This is a genomic window from Streptomyces roseofulvus (assembly GCF_039534915.1).
Classification (GTDB): domain Bacteria; phylum Actinomycetota; class Actinomycetes; order Streptomycetales; family Streptomycetaceae; genus Streptomyces; species Streptomyces roseofulvus.
The window spans coordinates 4,661,522-4,679,113 of record NZ_BAAAWE010000001.1; the positions used below are offsets into that span (position 1 = coordinate 4,661,522).

General features: G+C 72.7%; 18 protein-coding genes. 10 read left to right on the forward strand and 8 right to left on the reverse strand.

The genetic code is table 11. From position 1 onward, the window contains the following. Window positions 1-57 precede the first annotated feature (57 nt). Window positions 58-315: a DUF2530 domain-containing protein gene (locus tag ABFY03_RS21530; RefSeq protein WP_346170638.1), complete on the reverse strand. Its 258-nt coding sequence runs from the start codon at window positions 313-315 to the stop codon at window positions 58-60. A 161-nt stretch (window positions 316-476) separates the two neighbouring features. On the opposite strand from ABFY03_RS21530, the gene ABFY03_RS21535 reads away from it, so the two are divergent. After that, window positions 477-1,928, forward strand: a complete 1,452-nt coding sequence (locus tag ABFY03_RS21535; RefSeq protein WP_319011955.1) for an NCS2 family permease — start codon at window positions 477-479, stop codon at window positions 1,926-1,928. Here ABFY03_RS21535 and ABFY03_RS21540 read toward each other — a convergent pair. After that, window positions 1,898-2,143, reverse strand: coding sequence for a hypothetical protein (locus ABFY03_RS21540; protein ID WP_031010537.1), 246 nt, complete (start codon window positions 2,141-2,143; stop codon window positions 1,898-1,900). The genes ABFY03_RS21535 and ABFY03_RS21540 overlap by 31 nt on opposite strands. Window positions 2,144-2,310: 167 nt before the next feature. Here ABFY03_RS21540 and ABFY03_RS21545 point away from each other — a divergent pair, with 167 nt between their 5' ends. From ABFY03_RS21545 to ABFY03_RS21555, 3 genes are all read left to right on the forward strand, one after another. Continuing rightward, window positions 2,311-2,754, forward strand: coding sequence for a MarR family winged helix-turn-helix transcriptional regulator (locus ABFY03_RS21545; protein ID WP_031010539.1), 444 nt, complete (start codon window positions 2,311-2,313; stop codon window positions 2,752-2,754). A 26-nt stretch (window positions 2,755-2,780) separates the two neighbouring features. Beyond that, entirely contained in the window at window positions 2,781-4,139 is a 1,359-nt protein-coding gene (locus tag ABFY03_RS21550; protein WP_346170639.1) for an MFS transporter, read from the forward strand. A gap of 185 nt (window positions 4,140-4,324) precedes the next feature. Continuing rightward, window positions 4,325-4,831, forward strand: coding sequence for a lamin tail domain-containing protein (locus ABFY03_RS21555; RefSeq protein WP_386723714.1), 507 nt, complete (start codon window positions 4,325-4,327; stop codon window positions 4,829-4,831). Between the two features lie 4 nt (window positions 4,832-4,835). Here ABFY03_RS21555 and ABFY03_RS21560 read toward each other — a convergent pair whose 3' ends face one another. Continuing rightward, the gene (locus tag ABFY03_RS21560; protein WP_346170640.1) at window positions 4,836-5,357 is read right to left on the reverse strand and encodes a GNAT family N-acetyltransferase; all 522 of its coding nucleotides are present in this window, start codon (window positions 5,355-5,357) and stop codon (window positions 4,836-4,838) included. Between the two features lie 85 nt (window positions 5,358-5,442). Between ABFY03_RS21560 and thpR the strand changes: the two genes are divergently transcribed. Continuing rightward, on the forward strand, window positions 5,443-6,057 hold the full coding sequence (gene thpR / locus ABFY03_RS21565; RefSeq protein ID WP_346170641.1) for an RNA 2',3'-cyclic phosphodiesterase: 615 nt from the start codon (window positions 5,443-5,445) through the stop codon (window positions 6,055-6,057). A 150-nt stretch (window positions 6,058-6,207) separates the two neighbouring features. Beyond that, the gene (locus ABFY03_RS21570) at window positions 6,208-7,197 is read left to right on the forward strand and encodes an aldo/keto reductase (protein WP_346170642.1); all 990 of its coding nucleotides are present in this window, start codon (window positions 6,208-6,210) and stop codon (window positions 7,195-7,197) included. A 12-nt stretch (window positions 7,198-7,209) separates the two neighbouring features. On the opposite strand, the gene ABFY03_RS21575 is transcribed toward ABFY03_RS21570, so the two are convergent. Continuing rightward, window positions 7,210-7,782 carry a MarR family winged helix-turn-helix transcriptional regulator gene (locus tag ABFY03_RS21575; RefSeq protein ID WP_319011960.1) on the reverse strand — a complete coding sequence of 191 codons (573 nt, stop codon included), beginning with the start codon at window positions 7,780-7,782 and terminating at the stop codon, window positions 7,210-7,212. Between the two features lie 27 nt (window positions 7,783-7,809). Between ABFY03_RS21575 and ABFY03_RS21580 the strand changes: the two genes are divergently transcribed. Beyond that, the gene (locus tag ABFY03_RS21580) at window positions 7,810-8,238 is read left to right on the forward strand and encodes a carboxymuconolactone decarboxylase family protein (protein WP_346170643.1); all 429 of its coding nucleotides are present in this window, start codon (window positions 7,810-7,812) and stop codon (window positions 8,236-8,238) included. On the opposite strand, the gene ABFY03_RS21585 is transcribed toward ABFY03_RS21580, so the two are convergent. Beyond that, on the reverse strand, window positions 8,222-8,911 hold the full coding sequence (locus ABFY03_RS21585) for a GDSL-type esterase/lipase family protein (protein WP_319011962.1): 690 nt from the start codon (window positions 8,909-8,911) through the stop codon (window positions 8,222-8,224). The genes ABFY03_RS21580 and ABFY03_RS21585 overlap by 17 nt on opposite strands. Window positions 8,912-8,973: 62 nt before the next feature. Further along, window positions 8,974-9,819 carry an alpha/beta fold hydrolase gene (locus tag ABFY03_RS21590; RefSeq protein WP_346170644.1) on the reverse strand — a complete coding sequence of 282 codons (846 nt, stop codon included), beginning with the start codon at window positions 9,817-9,819 and terminating at the stop codon, window positions 8,974-8,976. Between the two features lie 71 nt (window positions 9,820-9,890). On the opposite strand from ABFY03_RS21590, the gene ABFY03_RS21595 reads away from it, so the two are divergent. Next, complete coding sequence (locus tag ABFY03_RS21595) at window positions 9,891-10,886, forward strand: WD40 repeat domain-containing protein (protein WP_346170645.1); 996 nt, start codon at window positions 9,891-9,893, stop codon at window positions 10,884-10,886. A 71-nt stretch (window positions 10,887-10,957) separates the two neighbouring features. Continuing rightward, a complete protein-coding gene (locus ABFY03_RS21600) occupies window positions 10,958-11,323 on the forward strand; it encodes a cupin domain-containing protein (protein WP_319011965.1) in 366 nt (121 codons plus the stop codon). A gap of 84 nt (window positions 11,324-11,407) precedes the next feature. Here ABFY03_RS21600 and serC read toward each other — a convergent pair whose 3' ends face one another. Next, a complete protein-coding gene (gene serC, locus ABFY03_RS21605) occupies window positions 11,408-12,526 on the reverse strand; it encodes a phosphoserine transaminase (RefSeq protein ID WP_319011966.1) in 1,119 nt (372 codons plus the stop codon). 51 nt (window positions 12,527-12,577) lie between these two features. Between serC and ABFY03_RS21610 the strand changes: the two genes are divergently transcribed. Beyond that, entirely contained in the window at window positions 12,578-15,436 is a 2,859-nt protein-coding gene (locus ABFY03_RS21610; RefSeq protein WP_346170646.1) for an FAD-binding and (Fe-S)-binding domain-containing protein, read from the forward strand. A 1,016-nt stretch (window positions 15,437-16,452) separates the two neighbouring features. Here the strand turns inward: ABFY03_RS21610 and ABFY03_RS21615 are convergent. Then, on the reverse strand, window positions 16,453-16,959 hold the full coding sequence (locus tag ABFY03_RS21615) for an SMI1/KNR4 family protein (protein WP_346170647.1): 507 nt from the start codon (window positions 16,957-16,959) through the stop codon (window positions 16,453-16,455). Window positions 16,960-17,592: the final 633 nt, after the last annotated feature.

The window sequence follows — 17,592 nt, forward strand, 5'->3', positions numbered from 1 at the left end:
CGGGAAGCGGCAAGATCCGACCGTGGGAGGAGCGGAATCGTCCCGTGGTGCTACAAGTCAGCCGCTCTGCGCCGCCCGGTGTCGCTTGATCGCCGCGTCGCGCCGGCGCACGTACCAGATGCCGATCAGGCCGAGGCCGCCGCCGGCGAGGCAGGTCCACACCCACCAGGTGAGGTCCCGGTCGGCGAACCAGCCGTAGAAGGGGACCTGGACCAGGAAGAGGACGAACCAGAGGATCGTCCCGCCGGTGATCGTTCCGACCACCGGCCCCTCCAGGGGCTCGGGTGCCTCGTGCTTCGGTGTCCACTTCGCCATGTGGCTCAGTCTAGGCGGGCCGTTTCCGGGTCTACGCGCGGAGATGGACTCCCGCTCGTTCATGTGTTCATACTGAAACGGTTTGCCTATGGCGGGTTTCCCTCGTATGAACCGCCAAAAAAGGACTTCTGGACGTCTTTCCCGAAGAGGAACCCACCCCCATGAGCACCACGGCCGCCGCCAAGGCCACTTCCCCCGAGCCGCGGATCCCCCAGGAACCGGCCTCGGCCCTCGACCGCTTCTTCCGGATCTCCGAGCGCGGCTCCACCGTCGGCCGCGAGGTCCGCGGCGGTTTCGCCACCTTCTTCGCGATGGCCTACATCATCGTGCTGAACCCGATCATCCTCGGCAGCGCCAAGGACATGTACGGGCACCAGCTCGACGGCGGCCAGCTCGTCACCGCCACCGTCCTGACGGCGGCCTTCTCGACGCTCCTCATGGGCGTGATCGGCAACGTGCCCATCGCGCTCGCCGCCGGCCTCGGCGTGAACACGGTCGTCGCCCTCCAGCTCGCGCCCCGGATGTCCTGGCCGGACGCCATGGGCATGGTCGTCCTCGCCGGCATCGTCGTCATGCTGCTCGTCGCGACCGGTCTGCGCGAGCGCGTCATGAACGCCGTCCCGGTCGGCCTGCGCAAGGGCATCGCGATCGGCATCGGCCTCTTCATCATGCTGATCGGCCTCGTCGACTCGGGCTTCGTCTCCCGCATCCCCGACGCCGCGCACACCACCGTCCCGCTCCAGCTCGGCTCCGACGGGCACCTCAACGGCTGGCCGGTCCTCGTCTTCGTCCTGGGCACCCTGCTCACCCTCGCCCTGATCATCCGCAAGGTGCCGGGCGCGATCCTCATCTCGATCGTCGTCATGACGATCGTCGCCATGGTGATCAACGCGGTCGCGACCGTCCCGTCCTGGGGCCTGACCACCCCGGAGTGGCCCGGCAACCCGGTCGCCACCCCGGACTTCGGCCTGGTCGGCGAGGTCAGCCTGTTCGGCGGCTTCGACAAGGTCGGCCTGCTGACCGGCGTCCTCTTCGTCTTCACCGTCCTGCTGTCCTGCTTCTTCGACGCCATGGGCACGATCCTCGGCGTCGGCGACGAGGCCAAGCTGATCGACAAGGACGGCAACTTCCCGGGCATCAACAAGGTCCTGCTCGTCGACGGCCTCGCGGTCGCCTCCGGCGGCGCGACCTCCTCCTCGGCCACCACCTGCTTCGTGGAGTCCACGGCGGGCGTCGGCGAGGGCGCCCGCACGGGTCTCGCCTCGGTCGTCACGGGCGGTCTGTTCTCGGTGGCGCTGTTCCTCACGCCGCTCGCGACCATGGTGCCGTCGCAGGCGGCGACCCCCGCGCTGCTCGCGGTGGGCTTCCTGATCCTGGCCGGGTCGATCAAGGAGATCGACTGGAGCGACTTCACCATCGCGGTGCCGGCGTTCCTGGCCATGGTGATGATGCCGTTCACCTACTCGATCACGAACGGCATCGGCATCGGCTTCATCAGCTTCAGCGTGCTGCGGCTCGCGGCCGGCCGGGGCCGCGAGGTCCCGGTGGCCATGTACGTGGTGTCGGCGATCTTCGTCTTCTACTACGCGATGCCGGCGCTGGGCCTGACCTGATCGTGCGGGGCGGCGCCGGCGCCGGGGGGCTCCGGCTCCGCCCCGTAGAACCTCTCCGTCTCCTCGACGGCGGTCTTGAACCGCTCGTCGAAGTCCTCTCGAATGAGCGTCCGGACGACATAGTCCTGGACGCTCATTCCTCTTCTGGCGGCGTGACCCTTGAGCCGGTCGAGCAGCTCACTGTCGATGCGCAGGCTGAGCACTGTCGATCCCATGCCGTTCAGGGTCGGGGCTGGCGGGGCCTCTTTGCGTCACTTTCCGGATCCGGCTCACTCATTTGGGTGATGCATGGATACCCACCCGTGACCTGGGCCGACGTGATGCGTGCGACACGCGCACGTTCGAGTGGTCCTTAGCGAGAGTAATGAGTTAGGCTAACTACATGCCTGACCTGTCCCACGGCACCGCCGACGACGCCGCGGCCGTGAACGCGCTGCGCTCGTCCGTGATGCGGCTGAGCCGGCGCCTCAAGCGCCAGCGCGTCGACGAGTCGCTGAGCCCCACCGAGATGTCGGTGCTCGGCACCCTGGCCCTCTGCGGCTCCGCCACCCCCGGTGAGCTGGCCCGCAAGGAGCACGTCCAGCCGCCGTCGATGACCCGCATCGTCGCCCTGCTCGAAGCCAAGGGACTGGTCCGGCTCGAGCCGCATCCCGACGACCGCCGGCAGAAGGTGGTCAGCCAGACCGAGAGGGCCGAGGCCATGCTCGAGGACGCCCGCCGCAAGCGGAACGCCTGGCTGGCCTCCCTCGCCGAGGGTCTGGACGAGGACGAGTGGGCCGTACTGCGCGCGGCCGCTCCCGTCCTGGAGAAGCTCGCCCATCTCTGAACCGAGCGCCAAGGAGGCGACGCACTTTGAGTACGGGACCCGGAGCAGACTCCGCACCCGTCCATCAACCCACCCTCGACACCCGCGGGCGCGAGAGGGCCCCCAGGGGAACCTTCTCCTCGCTCTCGATCCGGAACTACCGGCTGTTCTTCACCGGAGCGATCGTCTCCAACACCGGTACGTGGATGGCCCGGATCACCCAGGACTGGCTGGTCCTGAGCCTCACCGGCTCGGCCGCCGCCGTCGGCATCACCACGGCCCTGCAGTTCCTGCCGATGCTCCTCTTCGGCCTCTACGGCGGAGTCGTCGCCGACCGCTACCCGAAGCGGCGCCTGCTGCTGATCAGCCAGGCCGCCCTCGGCCTGTGCGGTCTCGCGCTCGCCGCGCTCACCCTCTCCGGACAGGTGCAGGTCTGGCACGTCTACCTGATCGCCTTCCTCCTCGGCATGGTGACCGTCGTCGACAACCCGGCCCGGCAGTCCTTCGTCTCCGAGATGGTCGGCCCCGACCGGCTCCGCAACGCCGTCTCGCTCAATTCCGCCAACTTCCAGTCCGCCCGGCTCGTCGGCCCCGCCGTCGCCGGCGTGCTGATCGCCGGAGTCGGCAGCGGCTGGGCCTTCCTCATCAACGGCCTGTCCTTCCTCGCCCCGCTGACCGCGCTCTGGCTGATGCGCCCGAGCGAGCTCCACAAGGTGGAGCGCGCCCCGCGCGGCAAGGGGCAGCTCCGGGAGGGCCTGCGGTACGTGGCGGGCCGGCCGGACCTGATCTGGCCGATCGTCCTCGTCGGCTTCGTCGGCACCTTCGGCTTCAACTTCCCGATCTGGCTGACCGCCTTCTCCGGGGAGGTCTTCCACGTCGGCGCCGGCAGCTACGGCCTCCTCAACACGCTGATGGCGGCCGGCTCCCTCGCGGGCGCCCTGCTCGCGGCCCGCCGCGGCTCCACCCGGCTGCGGATGCTGGTGATCGCCGCGGGCGTCTTCGGCGGCCTGGAGGTCGCGGCCGCGTTCTCGCCGTCGTTCTGGCTCTTCGCGCTGCTGCTCGTGCCCATCGGCATGATCGGCCTCACCGTGAACATCACCGCCAACTCGGCCGTCCAGATGGCGACCGACCCGGTCATGCGCGGCCGGGTGATGAGCCTCTACATGATGGTCTTCGCGGGCGGTACGCCGATCGGCGCGCCGCTGCTCGGCTGGGTCACCGACACGTACGGCGCCCGCGTCGGCTTCGCGACGGGCGGTCTGGTCTCGCTCGCCGCGGCGGCCGTCATCGGCCTGGTCCTGGCCCGGATCGGCAACCTGAGGGTCGCCATGGGCTGGCGCCACGGCCACCCGAGCCTCCGCTTCGTCCCGCGCGTCGCGCCGGAGCGGCTGACCGCGGCGGCCTGACCCGCGCCGTTCCGCACCGCACCCGCACCGCACCGCACCGTTCCGCCGGAGGGGCGGGCGGGAGTCGACCGACTCCCGCCCGCCCCTCCGGCGTGTGGCGTCTCGAAATGAACGGTCCGGCACCCGCATGTGGAGATCCTGTGTATGTTGAGCCGTCAATCACAGGCACCACAAGGGGGGTTCCCTTGCGCAACCGCTCCATCCGCCCCGTCATAGCCGCGGCCCTCGTCGCCGGCGGTCTGACCGGCGTCCTCGTCGCCACCCCGGCCCAGGCCACCGAGTACTCCTCGGCCCTGAAGGTCGCCGGCGTCCAGTACGACGCCCCGGGCAGCGACAACAACAGCTGCACGACCGGCAACACCAAGGCCGAGTACGTGACGATCAAGAACTTCTCCCGGACGACGCGGGTCAACCTCAAGGGGTACGTCGTCAAGGACGCGGTCGGCAACAGCTACACCTTCCGCATCGACCACTACCTGGAGCCCGGCGACTACGTGAAGCTGCGCGGCGGCAAGGGCACCGAGTCCGACGCGAACAACGTCGCCTACCGCCAGAACTGCAACTTCATCTGGAACAACGACCGGGACACGATCAAGCTGATCAAGCCGGGCGGCGCCTACGCCGACACGCACTCCTACACCAAGAGCGCGAACGACCGCGACGGCAACGGCTACATCACCTTCCACAGCTGAGGCGTCAGGGCGACACCCGCATCCCCAGGACCTGTCCCGGCCACGCGTCGACCGTGAACGGATCGGTGCGGGTGAAGCCCTGCCGCTCGTAGTACGCGACGAGCCGCCCCTCGCTGCCCGCGAAGCAGTCCACGCGGAGCAGCGAGACGCCCGCGCGGCGGGTCTCCTCCGCCGCGTGGGCGAGCAGCGCCGCGCCCACGCCGAGGCCGTGGAACCGCCCGTCGGTGGCGAGGTAGCGCACGTACCGCTCCGGCTCGCCGGCCGGCGGCACGTACGTCCCGGGGTGCGGCGTCAGCGTCAGCGTCCCGGCCGGGACGCCGTCCACCTCCGCGATCCACGGCTCGCCCTCGCCCATCACCCGCCCCACGTGCTCCACCGTCTCCGGGCGGGAGGTGAAGGGCGTGGTGCCCCACTGGGCGGTGATCCCGCGGCCGTTGAGCCAGACGACGGCGCTGTCGAGTATCGCGAGGACGGCCGGCAGGTCCGCCGGCCCCCCGCGCCTGATCCTGATCGCATGGGTCTCCATCCGGCGAGGCTAGCCGAGCCCCGGAGCGGCCCGGCCGGTGTTCCGGCGCGGCCGGACCGGCCCCGGGGCTGCCAGACTGGCGCCCATGAGGCTCTTCGCCGCCGTCCTGCCGCCCGCCGCCCCGCTCGCCGAACTGGGTGCCGTCGTCGACGGGCTCCACGCCCTGCCCGGGGCGGACGCGCTGCGCTGGACCTCCCGCCCGGGGTGGCACTTCACCCTCGCGTTCATGGGCGAGGTCGACGACGCCCTCCTGCCGGACCTGCACGACCGGCTGGCCCGGGCCGCCCGCCGCACCCCGCCGTTCGGACTCCGGCTGCACGGCGGCGGCCACTTCGGGCGGCGCGCCCTGTGGACCGGCGCCGCCGGGGACCTGGACGGGATGCGGCTGCTCGCCGAGCGCGCCGACGCGGCGGCCCGCAGGGCCGGGGTCCCCATGGAGGAGCACCGCCGCTACCAGGCCCACCTGACGATCGCACGCGCCCGCGGCGAGGACGTCCCCCTGACCCCCTTCGTCGACGCCCTGCACCACTTCGAGGGCACCCGCTGGCAGGTCGGCGAGCTGGCGCTGGTCCGCTCGAACCTGCCGGTGAGCGGGGTGCCCGGGGAGCAGCCCCGGTACGAGACGGTGGCCGCCTGGCCGCTGGAGGGCGGGGCGCGGGCGGCGGAGGGCGGGGCCGGGGCGGGGGAGCGCACCGGTTAACCTCGTGGGGTGGACCCGAAGACTCGTAACCGGATCATGGCCGGTGTGCTCGTACTGATGTTCGCGGTGATCGCGCTGGCCTCCGTCGTCGGCCAGTAACCGCGGTAAGCCCTTGCTTCGAGCGCGCTCGAAGCAGTTGGCTGGTGACTCATGGAGTACACGCAGCTCGGACGCACCGGACTCAAGGTCAGCCGCCTCGTCCTCGGCACGATGAACTTCGGCCCGCAGACCGACGAGGCCACCAGTCACGCGATCATGGACACGGCGCTCGACGCCGGCCTCAACTTCTTCGACACGGCCAACGTCTACGGCTGGGGCGTGAACAAGGGCCGCACCGAGGAGATCATCGGCTCCTGGTTCGCCAAGGGCGACGGCCGCCGCGACCGGACCGTCCTCGCCACCAAGGTGTACGGGAACATGGGTCCCGACGGCGAGGCGTGGCCGAACCACGACAAGATCTCGGCGCTCAACATCCGTCGCGCGGTGGACGCCAGCCTCAAGCGGCTCGGCACCGACTACATCGACGTCTACCAGTTCCACCACGTCGACCGCGCGACCCCCTTCGACGAGGTCTGGCAGGCGATCGACGTCCTGATCACGCAGGGCAAGATCCTCTACGCCGGCTCGTCCAACTTCCCCGGCTACAAGATCGCCCAGGCGAACGAGGCCGCCGCCCGCCGCGGCATGGTCGGCCTGGTCAGCGAGCAGTGCCTCTACAACCTCTACGAGCGCCGCGCCGAGATGGAGGTCATCCCGGCCGCCCAGGAGTACGGCCTCGGGCTCATCCCCTGGTCGCCGCTGCACGGCGGACTGCTCGGCGGCGTCCTGAAGAAGGAGACCGAGGGCAAGCGGCGCACCGAGGGCCGCGCGGCGGAGACGCTCGCGGACCCGGCGGTGCGGGCGAAGTTCCAGGCGTACGAGGACCTCCTCGACAAGCACGGTCTGGCCCCCGGCGAGGTCGGCCTGGCCTGGCTGCTCACCCGCCCCGGCGTGACGGGTCCGATCGTCGGCCCGCGCACCCCGGAGCAGCTGGCGGGCGCCCTGCGCGCGCTGGAGCTGGAGCTGTCGGACGAGCTCCTCGCGGAGCTGGACGGGATCTTCCCGGGCCCGGGCCCCTCGCCGGAGGCGTTCGCCTGGTAGGTCCCGCGGGGCTCAGACGCCGCCGAGCCAGCTGGTGGCGTCGAGGCGGAACGCGGTCTCCGCGGGGACCACGTTCCGCAGGTCCGCCTCCAGGGCGCGGACGCGGTCGGCGCCCAGGACGGTGCTCCACTCGGCCCGCAGTTCGTCGAAGACGGCGGCGGAGCGGGCCAGGGCGTCGTGGCCGCGCGGGGTGAGGTGGACGAGTTTGCGGCGCGCGTCGGCGGGATCGTCGGCGCGTTCCGCGTATCCGAGGGCGAGGAGCCGGTCGACGGTCTTGCCGGCCGCCTGCTTGGAGACCCCGAGCCGGCGGCCGATCTCGCTGGCGGTGGCGCCCCGGTCGCCGATGGCCTGCATGGCGAAGCCGTGGGCGGGCCGCATGTCGGGGTGGCCCTCCTCGGCGAGCCGGGCGTGCAGCCGGTCGATGAGGGTGCGGAAGCCGCCGAAGAGCAGCAGGGGCAGCAGGAATCCGGGGGAGTCGGGGAGGCCCGGGGCGCCGGAGGCGTCGGACGCGCCGGGGCGGTCGGGAATCCCCTTGCCCGAATCGACAACCTGGTTTACGTTTTCTCCCGCGACATGGTCAACCATGTTGTCCATTCTAGAAGGGGGACCACCTTGCCGCACACCACTCCCACCACCCTCGCCGACCGCACCGCCGTCGCCGTCGCCCTCCTCAAGGCCCAGGCCCCGCAGGTCCTCGACGCCTTCCTCGCGCTCTCCGCGACCTTCGAGTCCACCAGCCTCGACCCCCACTCCCGCGAGACCGTGATCCTCACCGTCGCCCGCCGCAGCCAGTGCCACCTCTGCGTCGACATGCACGAGGCGAAACTCGCCGCCCTCGGCCCCGCCCCCGCCCCCGAACGCCTCGCCGCCGTCGAGAGGTTCACCCTCCAGGTGCTCGCCTCCTCGGGCGCGGTGTCGGACGCCGAACTGGCCGCCTTCGAGGCCGCCGGCTACACCCGGCAGAACGCCCTGGAGGTCGTCCTCGGCATCGGCGCGTACACCCTCTCCACCTTCGCGAACCGCCTCACCCGCGCCGCGTGACGTACGGCCCCCCGAGCCCCCACGCCTGGTGCATCGCCCCGGCGAACGCGGCGGCCAGCTTGTGCTCGCCGCTCGGACCCGGGTGCGTCCCGTCGTACGTGTCCTCCTGGAGGTCGTACGACTCCGGGACCGTCGCCAGCAGCAGCGGAGAGGCCGCCGAGTCCAGGTCGGCCACCGCCTTCGCCAGCAGCTCGTTGAAACGGGCGCACTCGGCGGCGAAGGGAGCGTCGTAGGTGGCGCGGACGTTCGGGATCACGGGCAGCAGCACCACCCGGACCCGCGGATTCGCGGCCCGGGCGGCGGCCACGAAGGCCCGCACGTTCTCCTCGGTCTGGTCGCTGTTCGTGTAGAAGCCCAGGTCGATCAGACCCAGCGAGACCAGCAGCACGTCGGCCCCCGTGGCCGCCACGGTCTCCCCGACCACCGGAGCCATGTGCAGCCATCCCTCGCCCCACCCCGCCAGATGCCGGCGGGCCGGGGCGGGGAAGGCCGGATCGGCGTACGCGTCCGAGGCCGGGGCGTCGGCCGCCGGATCGTACAGACCCGTGCGGGGCCCGACGATCTCGAACCCGCCCGGCAGGGTGGCCTCCAGATGCCGCCACATGCGGTACCGCCAGGTCCAGTCGCCGGCGCGTCCGATGGTCATGCTGTCGCCGACGAACAGAAAACGCATGGTCACATCATCCCGGACCGCCGTGCCGCGCTGATACGTGATCCGGGACACGGGCGCGCCGCTCAGCCCAGGAACGCGCCGACCTTCTCCCTGAACCACTCCGCGTCGTCGTGCCACGGGAAGTGCCCCCCGCCCGCCAGGACCCACAACCGCGACTCCGGGAACAGATCCGCGTACGCGGTCACCGTCTCCACGGGCGAGTTCACGTCCCCCTCACCGGCGACGGCCAGCACCGGACGCCCGAACCCCTTCAGCGCCGCACGCGTCACCGCCGGCTCGTACGCCCCCGCGCTGCCGAACACCCCGGCGGCCTCGCCGTTCCGCTGCCGCTCGCTCTCGGCGTGCCGCTCCCGCGCCGCCTCGTCCCACGTGCCGTGGAAGAACGGCGCCACCGCCGCGAAGCTCTCCGCCGTACCCCGCCCGGCCGTCAGCTCCTCCAGAGCCGCGTACGCCTCCGCGAACCACGGCTCGTCCGCGCGCCACTTCCCCCGCGCCGCCGCCAGCCGCTCCTCCCCGGTCGCGTCGAGCCCCACCGCCGCCGAGCCCGGCGTCACCAGCACGAGCCGCGACACCCGCTCCGGATACCGGGCCGTGTACAGCGCCGCCAGGTTCGCCCCCGCCGAATGCCCCAGCACGTCGACCGCGTCGAGCCCCAGGTGGACCCGCAGCGCCTCCACGTCCTCCACCAGCCGGTCGCAGCGGTACGAGGCCGGATCCTCCGGCACCGCCGACGCGCCCGTCCCCCGCAGATCGAGGCGGACCAGCGTCCGGTGGGCGTCCAGACCGCCCAGGTCGCCCAGATAGGCGGAGTCCTGCATCGGACCGCCCGGCAGACAGAGCAGCGGGGCGCCGGCACCGGACACGTGGTACGCGAGCAGGGTGCCGTCGGGGGCGGAGAAGGTAGGCATGATCGCGACCATGACAGCGGCCTCCGGGCAGGTCAACCCCGTTTCCCCGGCGCCATGGCACGCTTGATCCCATGCGATCCGCTCTGTGCGCCCTCGGCGCAGCCGCCGCCCTGGCGCTGCTCCCGGCCGGCCATGCCCGCGCCGAAGGGCAGGAACCCGACCGGGACTTCACCATCGAGGACCCCCGCGTCACCGAGTCCAGCGGCCTCGCCGCCAGCCGCGCCCACCCCGGCATCTACTGGACGCACAACGACCAGGACGAACCCCGCGTCTTCGCCGTCGACTCCCGCACCGGCAGGACGGTCGCGACGATCACCCTGACCGGCGTCGGCACCCCCCGCGACATGGAGGCCGTCTCCGTCGGCCCGGACGGCGCCGTCTACGTCGGCGACATCGGCGACAACCTCGACGGCTCCTGGGACCACGTCTGGATCTACCGCTTCCCCGAGCCGAAGACCCTGAAGGACCAGACCGTCCGGGCGGAGCAGTACGTCGTGAAGTACGCCGACGGCCCCCGCAACGCCGAGGCGCTGATGGTCCACCCGAAGACCGGCCGCGTCTACATCGCCAGCAAGAACGAGGACGGCGGCGGCCTGTACGCCGGCCCCGAGCGCCTCTCCACCTCCGGCACCAACACCTTCCGCCGCATCGGCGACGTCCCCTGGGTCACCGACGGGGCCTTCTCGCCCGACGGCCGAAGGCTGCTCCTGCGCGGCTACTTCAGCGCCCGCGAGTACGACTGGAAGGACGGCCGCATCGACGGCGACGGCACCTCGCCCGGCGCCCCCTTCCAGGGCCAGGCGGAATCCGTCACGTACACCCCCGACGGCACGGGCATGCTCTTCGGCTCGGAAGGCGCCCAGAGCCGCGTCGTCCGCGTCGACCGCCCGGACGCGCCCGCGCCGGCGGACCCCGGCCCGGGGCAGGAAGCCCCCACCCCCGGGACGCCCCCCGGAGCCACGCCCGCCGCCACCGACTCCCCGGGCAGCGCCACCAAGGGCTTCCTCGTCCTCGCCGGCGCCACCGTCCTCGTCCTCGGCGTGAAACGCCTCCTCCGCCGCGACTGAACCCCCGGCCCCGCCTCGCCTCCGGCCCGCACCGGGCCCAGACTGGAAGGAGACCGAAGAGGTGAGGCGCCATGAAGGCATTCACACGTGAGGACACCCCGGTCACCCTGGAGGGCGATGGCGTGGACCTCCGTCTCCAGGAGGCCGGAGGCGGCATGAGCGTCGCCTTCATCCACCTTCCCCAGGGCACCGACCTGGCACCCGCCCTCAAGGGCCTGGAAGGCGACCTGTGCCCGTGCCCGCACTGGGGATACCTCCTCAAGGGCCGCATCCGGATGCGGACCGCCTCCGGCGAGCAGGTCTACGAGGCCGGACAGGCGTACTACTGGGGCCCCGGCCACGCGCCCGAGGCACTGGAGGACAGCGACTTCGTCGAGTTCTCCCCCACGGAGGAGTTCATCGCCGTCATCGACCACGTGAAGGCCCAGGCGGGCTGAACCGGCACGCCGAAGGGCCCGGCGTCGGTCCTGTCCGACACCGGGCCCCTCGTACGACGGAGCGATACGACCGCCGCAGCGGTCCTACAGCTTGTCGATGACGTAGTCGATGCAGGCCGTCAGCGCCCGCACGTCCGCCGGGTCGACCGCCGGGAACATCGCGATCCGCAGCTGGTTGCGGCCCAGCTTCCGGTACGGCTCCGTGTCCACGATCCCGTTGGCGCGCAGCACCTTGGCGACCGCCGCCGCGTCGATCTCGTCCGCGAAGTCGATCGTGCCGATGACCTGCGAGCGCTTCGCCGGGTCGGTGACGAACGGCGTCGCGTGCTTCGACTCCTCGGCCCACGCGTACAGGGCGTCCGAGGACTCCTTCGTCCGCGCCACCGCCCACTCCAGACCACCCTGGCCGTTGATCCACTTCAGCTGCTCGTTCAGCAGGAAGAGGGTCGACAGGGCAGGGGTGTTGTACGTCTGGTTCTTCAGCGAGTTGTCGATCGCCGTCGGCAGGGAGAAGAACTCCGGGATGTGCCGGCCCGACGCGTGGATCCGCTGCGCCCGCTCCAGCGCGGCCGGCGAGAACACCGCCAGCCACAGACCGCCCTCGGCGGCGAAGGACTTCTGCGGAGCGAAGTAGTAGACGTCCGACTCGGTGATGTCGACCGGCAGGCCGCCCGCGCCCGAGGTCGCGTCCACCAGGACGAGCGCACCCTCGTCGGCGCCCGCGACCCGCTTGATCGGGGCGGCGACACCGGTCGAGGTCTCGTTGTGGGTGTACGCGTAGACGTCGACGCCCGCCTCGGCCACCGGCTCCGGGTGCGTACCCGGCTCGGAGGAGATCACGGTCGGCTCGGCCAGCCACGGGGCCAGCTTCGCCGCCTTGGCGAACTTCGAGGAGAACTCGCCGAAGGTGAGGTGCTGCGACTTGGACTCGATCAGACCGTGCGTCGCCACGTCCCAGAAGGCGGTCGAGCCGCCGTTGCCCAGGACCACCTCGTAGCCCTCGGGCAGCGAGAAGAGCTCGGAGACGCCGGAACGGACCTCGCCGACCAGGTTCTTGACCGGAGCCTGGCGGTGGGAGGTGCCCAGGAGAGAGGTGCCGGTGGCGGCCAGGGCGTCCAGCGCCTCCGTCCGCACCTTGGAGGGGCCCGCGCCGAAACGGCCGTCTGCGGGCTTGATGTCAGCGGGAATCTGGATATCGGCCACGAGCCGGAGAGTATCGGGTCGGCAAGCCCGCGAGCGCCCGATGTCCGCCGGATGAGACGAAGGACGAGACATCCTTGCGTCGTGGGAACACACGAGGGCACACACGCAGGACTGGCCGCCGACCTCAGGTCCGCGCTCGCCGGGGACGTCGACTTCACCCCCGCCGCACGGGCGCTCACCACCATGGACGCCTCCAACTACCGCCGCGTGCCCGCCGGTACGGTCGCGCCGCGCGACGCCGACGACGTCGCCGCAGCCCTGGAGGCGTGCCGGAACCACGGCGTCCCGGTCGTCCCGCGCGGCGCCGGCACCTCCATCGGAGGCCAGGCCACCGGCACCGGCGTCGTGCTCGACCTCACACGCCACCTCGACGGGATCGTCTCCGTCGACCCCGAGGCCCGCACCGCCGTCGTCCGCCCCGGACTCGTCCTCGGCCGGCTGCGGGAGGCCGTCCGCCCGTACGGCCTCACCTTCGGCCCCGACCCGTCCACCCACAGCCGCTGCACCCTCGGCGGCATGATCGGCAACAACGCCTGCGGAGCGCACTCCGTCGCCTGGGGCACCACCGCCGACAACGTCCACTCCCTCGAAGTGGTGACGTACCGGGGTGAGCGGTTGACGCTGGGGAGGAACGGGCAGGGCGCACCCGCCGGGCTCCTCGACCTCGTGGGCCGGCGGCTGGGACTGCTGCGGACCGGCTACCCGGCCGGCCTGCCCCGCCGGATCTCCGGCTACGCGCTGGACGCGCTGCTCCCGGAGAAGGGCGTGGACGTCGTCCGCTCGTTCGTCGGCAGCGAGGGGACCCTCGGGGTGGTGACGGAGGCGACCGTCCGGCTCGTGCCCCTGCCCGCCCGGCCGATCCTCGTGGTTCTGGGGTACGCGGACGAGACGGCGGCGGCGGACGCGGCGGCGGGACTGCTGGCGTACGGGCCGCTGACGGTGGAGGGGATGGCGGCCGACCTCGTGGGAGCGGTGGGCGGGTTGCCGAGGGGAGGGGCGTGGCTCTTCTGCGAGGTGGACGGGGCGGGTGCGGCGGACCGGCTCGTCCGGGCGGCGGACGCGGTCGACGCGGCGGTCGTACGGGACCCGGCCGGGCAGCGGGCGCTCTGGCGGATCCGGGAGGACGCGGCCGGGACGGCGACCCGGATGCCGGGCGGCGGGGACGCGTGGCCGGGATGGGAGGACTGTGCGGTGCCGCCGGCCCGGCTGGGCGCGTATCTGCGGGACTTCCGCGCGCTGTTGGCCGATTTCGGCCTCCGGGGAGTCCCGTACGGGCACTTCGGCGACGGCTGCGTCCACGTCCGCATCGACTTCGACCTGTGGACGGGGAAGGGCGTCCGCGACTTCCGCCGCTTCTCCGAGGCCGTGGCCGACCTGGTCGTCGCGCACGGCGGCTCCCTCTCCGGCGAACACGGCGACGGGAAGGCGCGGGCCGAGCTGCTGCCCCGGATGTACGGGGAGGAGCTGGTCGCGCTGTTCGGCCAGGTGAAGGACGTGTGGGACCCGGACGGCGGCCTCAACCCCGGCATGCTGGTCCGGCCGGAACCGCTGGACTCGGGGCTGCGGTTCGCGGGGCTGCCGGTGGTGGGGAGCGGGGAGGGGCTGGGAAGCGGGGAGGGGCTGGGGAGTGGGGAAGGGCTGGGCAGGGCGGCCGCGCGGTGCGTCGGCGTCGCCAAGTGCCGGGTCGCCGGGCCGAGCAAGGGGGAGGGCGTGATGTGCCCGTCCTTCCGGGCGACGGGAGAGGAGAAGCACTCGACGCGGGGGCGCGCCCGGCTCCTCCACGAGATGGCGCTCGGCGAGGTCATCACCGACGGCTGGCGGTCGGAGGAGGTGCGCGAGGCGCTGGACCTGTGCCTGTCCTGCAAGGGCTGCCGCAGCGACTGCCCTGTGGGCGTCGACATGGCCGCGTACAAGGCGGAGTTCCTGGACCGGCACTACGCGGGGGCGGGCGGCTGGTGGCGCAGGCCGCGATCGCACTGGACGATGGGCGGCCTGCCGCGCTGGCTGGACGTGTTCGGGCGCGGCCTGAACACGCTGACGCGGCTGCCGTACGCGGCGGGCCTGGCGGGCGTCACACCGGAACGGCCGCTCCCGAGGGTCGCGGAGCGGACGTTCACGAGCTGGTTCGCCGAGCGTGCCTCGTCCCGCCCGGCGGCCCTCGTGCTGTGGCCCGACACCTTCACGGACCACCTGGCCCCGCAGGTGGGCCGGGCGGCGGTGCGGGTCCTGGAGGAGGCGAAGCTGGGCGTGGCGCTGCCGGAGGGGCGGGTGTGCTGCGGGCTCACGTACGTGTCGACGGGGAGGCTGGGGGCGGCGCGGCGGGTGATGCGGCGGACGCTGGACGTGATGGAGGGGGAGACGGGGGAGAGGGGAGAGAGGGGAGGGATGGGTGAGGCGGGGGCGGCGGGGGACCTTCCCGTGGTCGTCCTGGAGCCCTCCTGCGCGGCGACCCTCCGCACCGACCTGCCGGAACTCCTCCCGGACGACCCGAGGGCGGCCCGGCTGGCGGCGAGGATCCGCACCTTCGCGGAGGCCCTGGAGACCCTGGCCCCGGACTGGACGCCGCCCCGGCTCGACCGCGAGGTGACGGGCCAGACCCACTGCCACCAGCACGCGGTCCTGGGCGGGGCCCCGGACCGCCGCCTGAGGGAGCGGGCGGGGCTGGTGGGGGAGCTGGCGGGCGGCTGCTGCGGCCTGGCGGGCAACTTCGGCTTCGAGCCGGGTCACGAGGAGGTGTCCCGCACCTGCGCGGAGGACCAGCTCCTGCCGGCACTGCGGGCCGCCGACGCCGGAACGGAGATCCTGGCCGACGGCTTCTCCTGCCGCACCCAGATCACCCACCTCACGGACCGCAGGGCCCGGCACATGGCGGAGCTCCTGGCGGAGGGGCTGGAGGGGGAGGGGCGGTAGAGGGCCGGGGAGGTTCGTGGGGTGGGCCGGGTACGGGGGTGCGGGTGCGGCCGCCCTCTTTCCGAGAGTGGCACCCTCCGGCGCCGCGTCAAGGGCGCCTGCGGCGTCGCTGCGCGATGGCCTTCGGCCACCCTTGACCCGGCACCTCCAGGCGCCCCAACACTCTCGGAGGGCGGCCGGGGGCGGGGCCACCGGGGGCCGTCGGGGAGTGGCGGGGGCGGGTGTCCGGACTGCGGGAGGTGGGCGGAGGGCCCGGGTATCGCTCCCCTTTGGGTGTTTGCGTGCGGCCCGGTGGGTGGGGGCTTCGGGTATCGCTCCCCTTTCGACGTCGACCGCGCCCCGGTGGGTGGGGGCTCGGCTCGCGGCGCGCGCCGGGAGGGACGTGCGGGCCAGGGGTGGAGCACAGGCCGGGCATCGCTTCGGTGTGAGGGGCGGATCCCCGGCCGGTGGGTGGGGGGTTGGTTTGTGGCGCGCGCCGGGAGTGACCTGCCGGTTGGTGGGCGGGGGCAGGCCGGGCATCGCTCCGGCGCGGGGGTCGGATCCCGGCCGGTGGGTGGGGGCTCGGTTCGCGGCGCGCGCCCGGAGGGATGTGCGGGCCAGGGGTGGAGCACAGGCCGGGCTTCGCTCCGGTGTGAGGGGCGGACCCCCGGCCGGTGGGTGGGGGGTTGGTTTGTGGCGCGCGCCGGGAGTGACCAGCCGGTTGGTGGGCGGAGGCAGGCCGGGCATTGCTTCGGTGTGAGGGTCGGACCCCCGGCCGGTGGGTGGGGGGTCGGTTCGCAGCGCGCGCCAGGAGCGACCTGTCGGCCGGAGAGCGGAAGGCAGGCCGGGCACGCTCCCGCATGAGGGTCGGATCCCGGCCGGTGGGTGGGGGGTGGTTCACAGCGGGTGCCGCAGGGATGTGCGGGCTGCGGATGACACGACGCCAACGTGCACTCAGATGAGCCACGGGGAGCAGGGGGGTGCAAATGTCCCGATATGGGAGTGTGGACAGTCGCTCCGTGCGCGCTTCGGTGCGACTACTGCGGGCTGAGCCAATCCGTGTACCAGGTGCGGAAGTCGGGGGCCATCGGGACGAAGCCGCCCCAGTCCGGGTCGAGGTGCCAGATCTGGCCTGCGTGGGGGCCGTTCAGGATGAGGCGGACGAACATGGCGCAGCCCTCTTCGGCCAGCATGAGCGTGCCCGGCGTCAGTCCCTCGGTCGGCGCCCCGATGGCCCCGGGCAGGGGTTCGGTGAGCGGAAAGGGTTCAGCGAGTCGGCCAGGTCGCCGGTCGCCCCGCCACTCCTCGTCCACGGCCCAGTCGTCGTCGACATCCGCGCGGGGGACGGTCAGGGGCATCAACCCGTGGGCGGGCCCGGCGGGGCCGTCGCCGACCTCGGCGACGAAGGACCGGTAGTCCGCCGGCAGGCGGATGTGATGCCTCGTCTCGAAGGCGCGGATGTCCGCCTCGGGCAGCGGCGGCGCCAGCACGTACCGGTGCGTACCCGCCCCGAAGCGCGTCAGCTCGGAATCGGCGTCGGCCATCTCCCGAAGCCGCGCGCGAACCCACCCCGCATCCCAGTCCCTCACCCGGCGACGGTACCCCCCTCCCCTTCCGCCCGCGCGCGGCCGGTCGGCCCCTGCGTGGTCTCCCAGTCCGCCGACGACAACATGAACGGAGTGGCAGCCTGAACCCCCATATCGGGTCATTTCCACCCTGCTGCTCCCCGTAGCTCATCTGAGTGCACGTCGGCGCCGTGTCACCCGAACACCCTTCCCGCGCCCGCCGCCCGATGACCGCCCCGCGCGGGAGCGATACCCGGCCTGTCCCGCCCCCTGGCCCGCAGCTTCTCCCGACACCCGCCGCGAAACCCACCCCCACCCACCGGCCGGAATCCGCCCCTCACGCCGGAGCGATGCCCGGCCCGCCCTACGCCCTCCGGCCCGCACATCCCTGCGGCGCCCGCTGCGAACCGACCCCCCACCCACCGGCCGGGGGACCGCCCTCGCGCGGGAGCGATGCCCGGCCTGCCCCGCCCACCAACCGGCAGGTCGCTCCTGGCGCGCGCTGCGAACCGACCCCCCACCCACCGGCCGTGGGTCCGACCCTCGCGCGGGAGCGATGCCCGGCCTGCCCCGCCCACCAACCGGCAGGTCGCTCCTGGCGCGCGCTGCGAA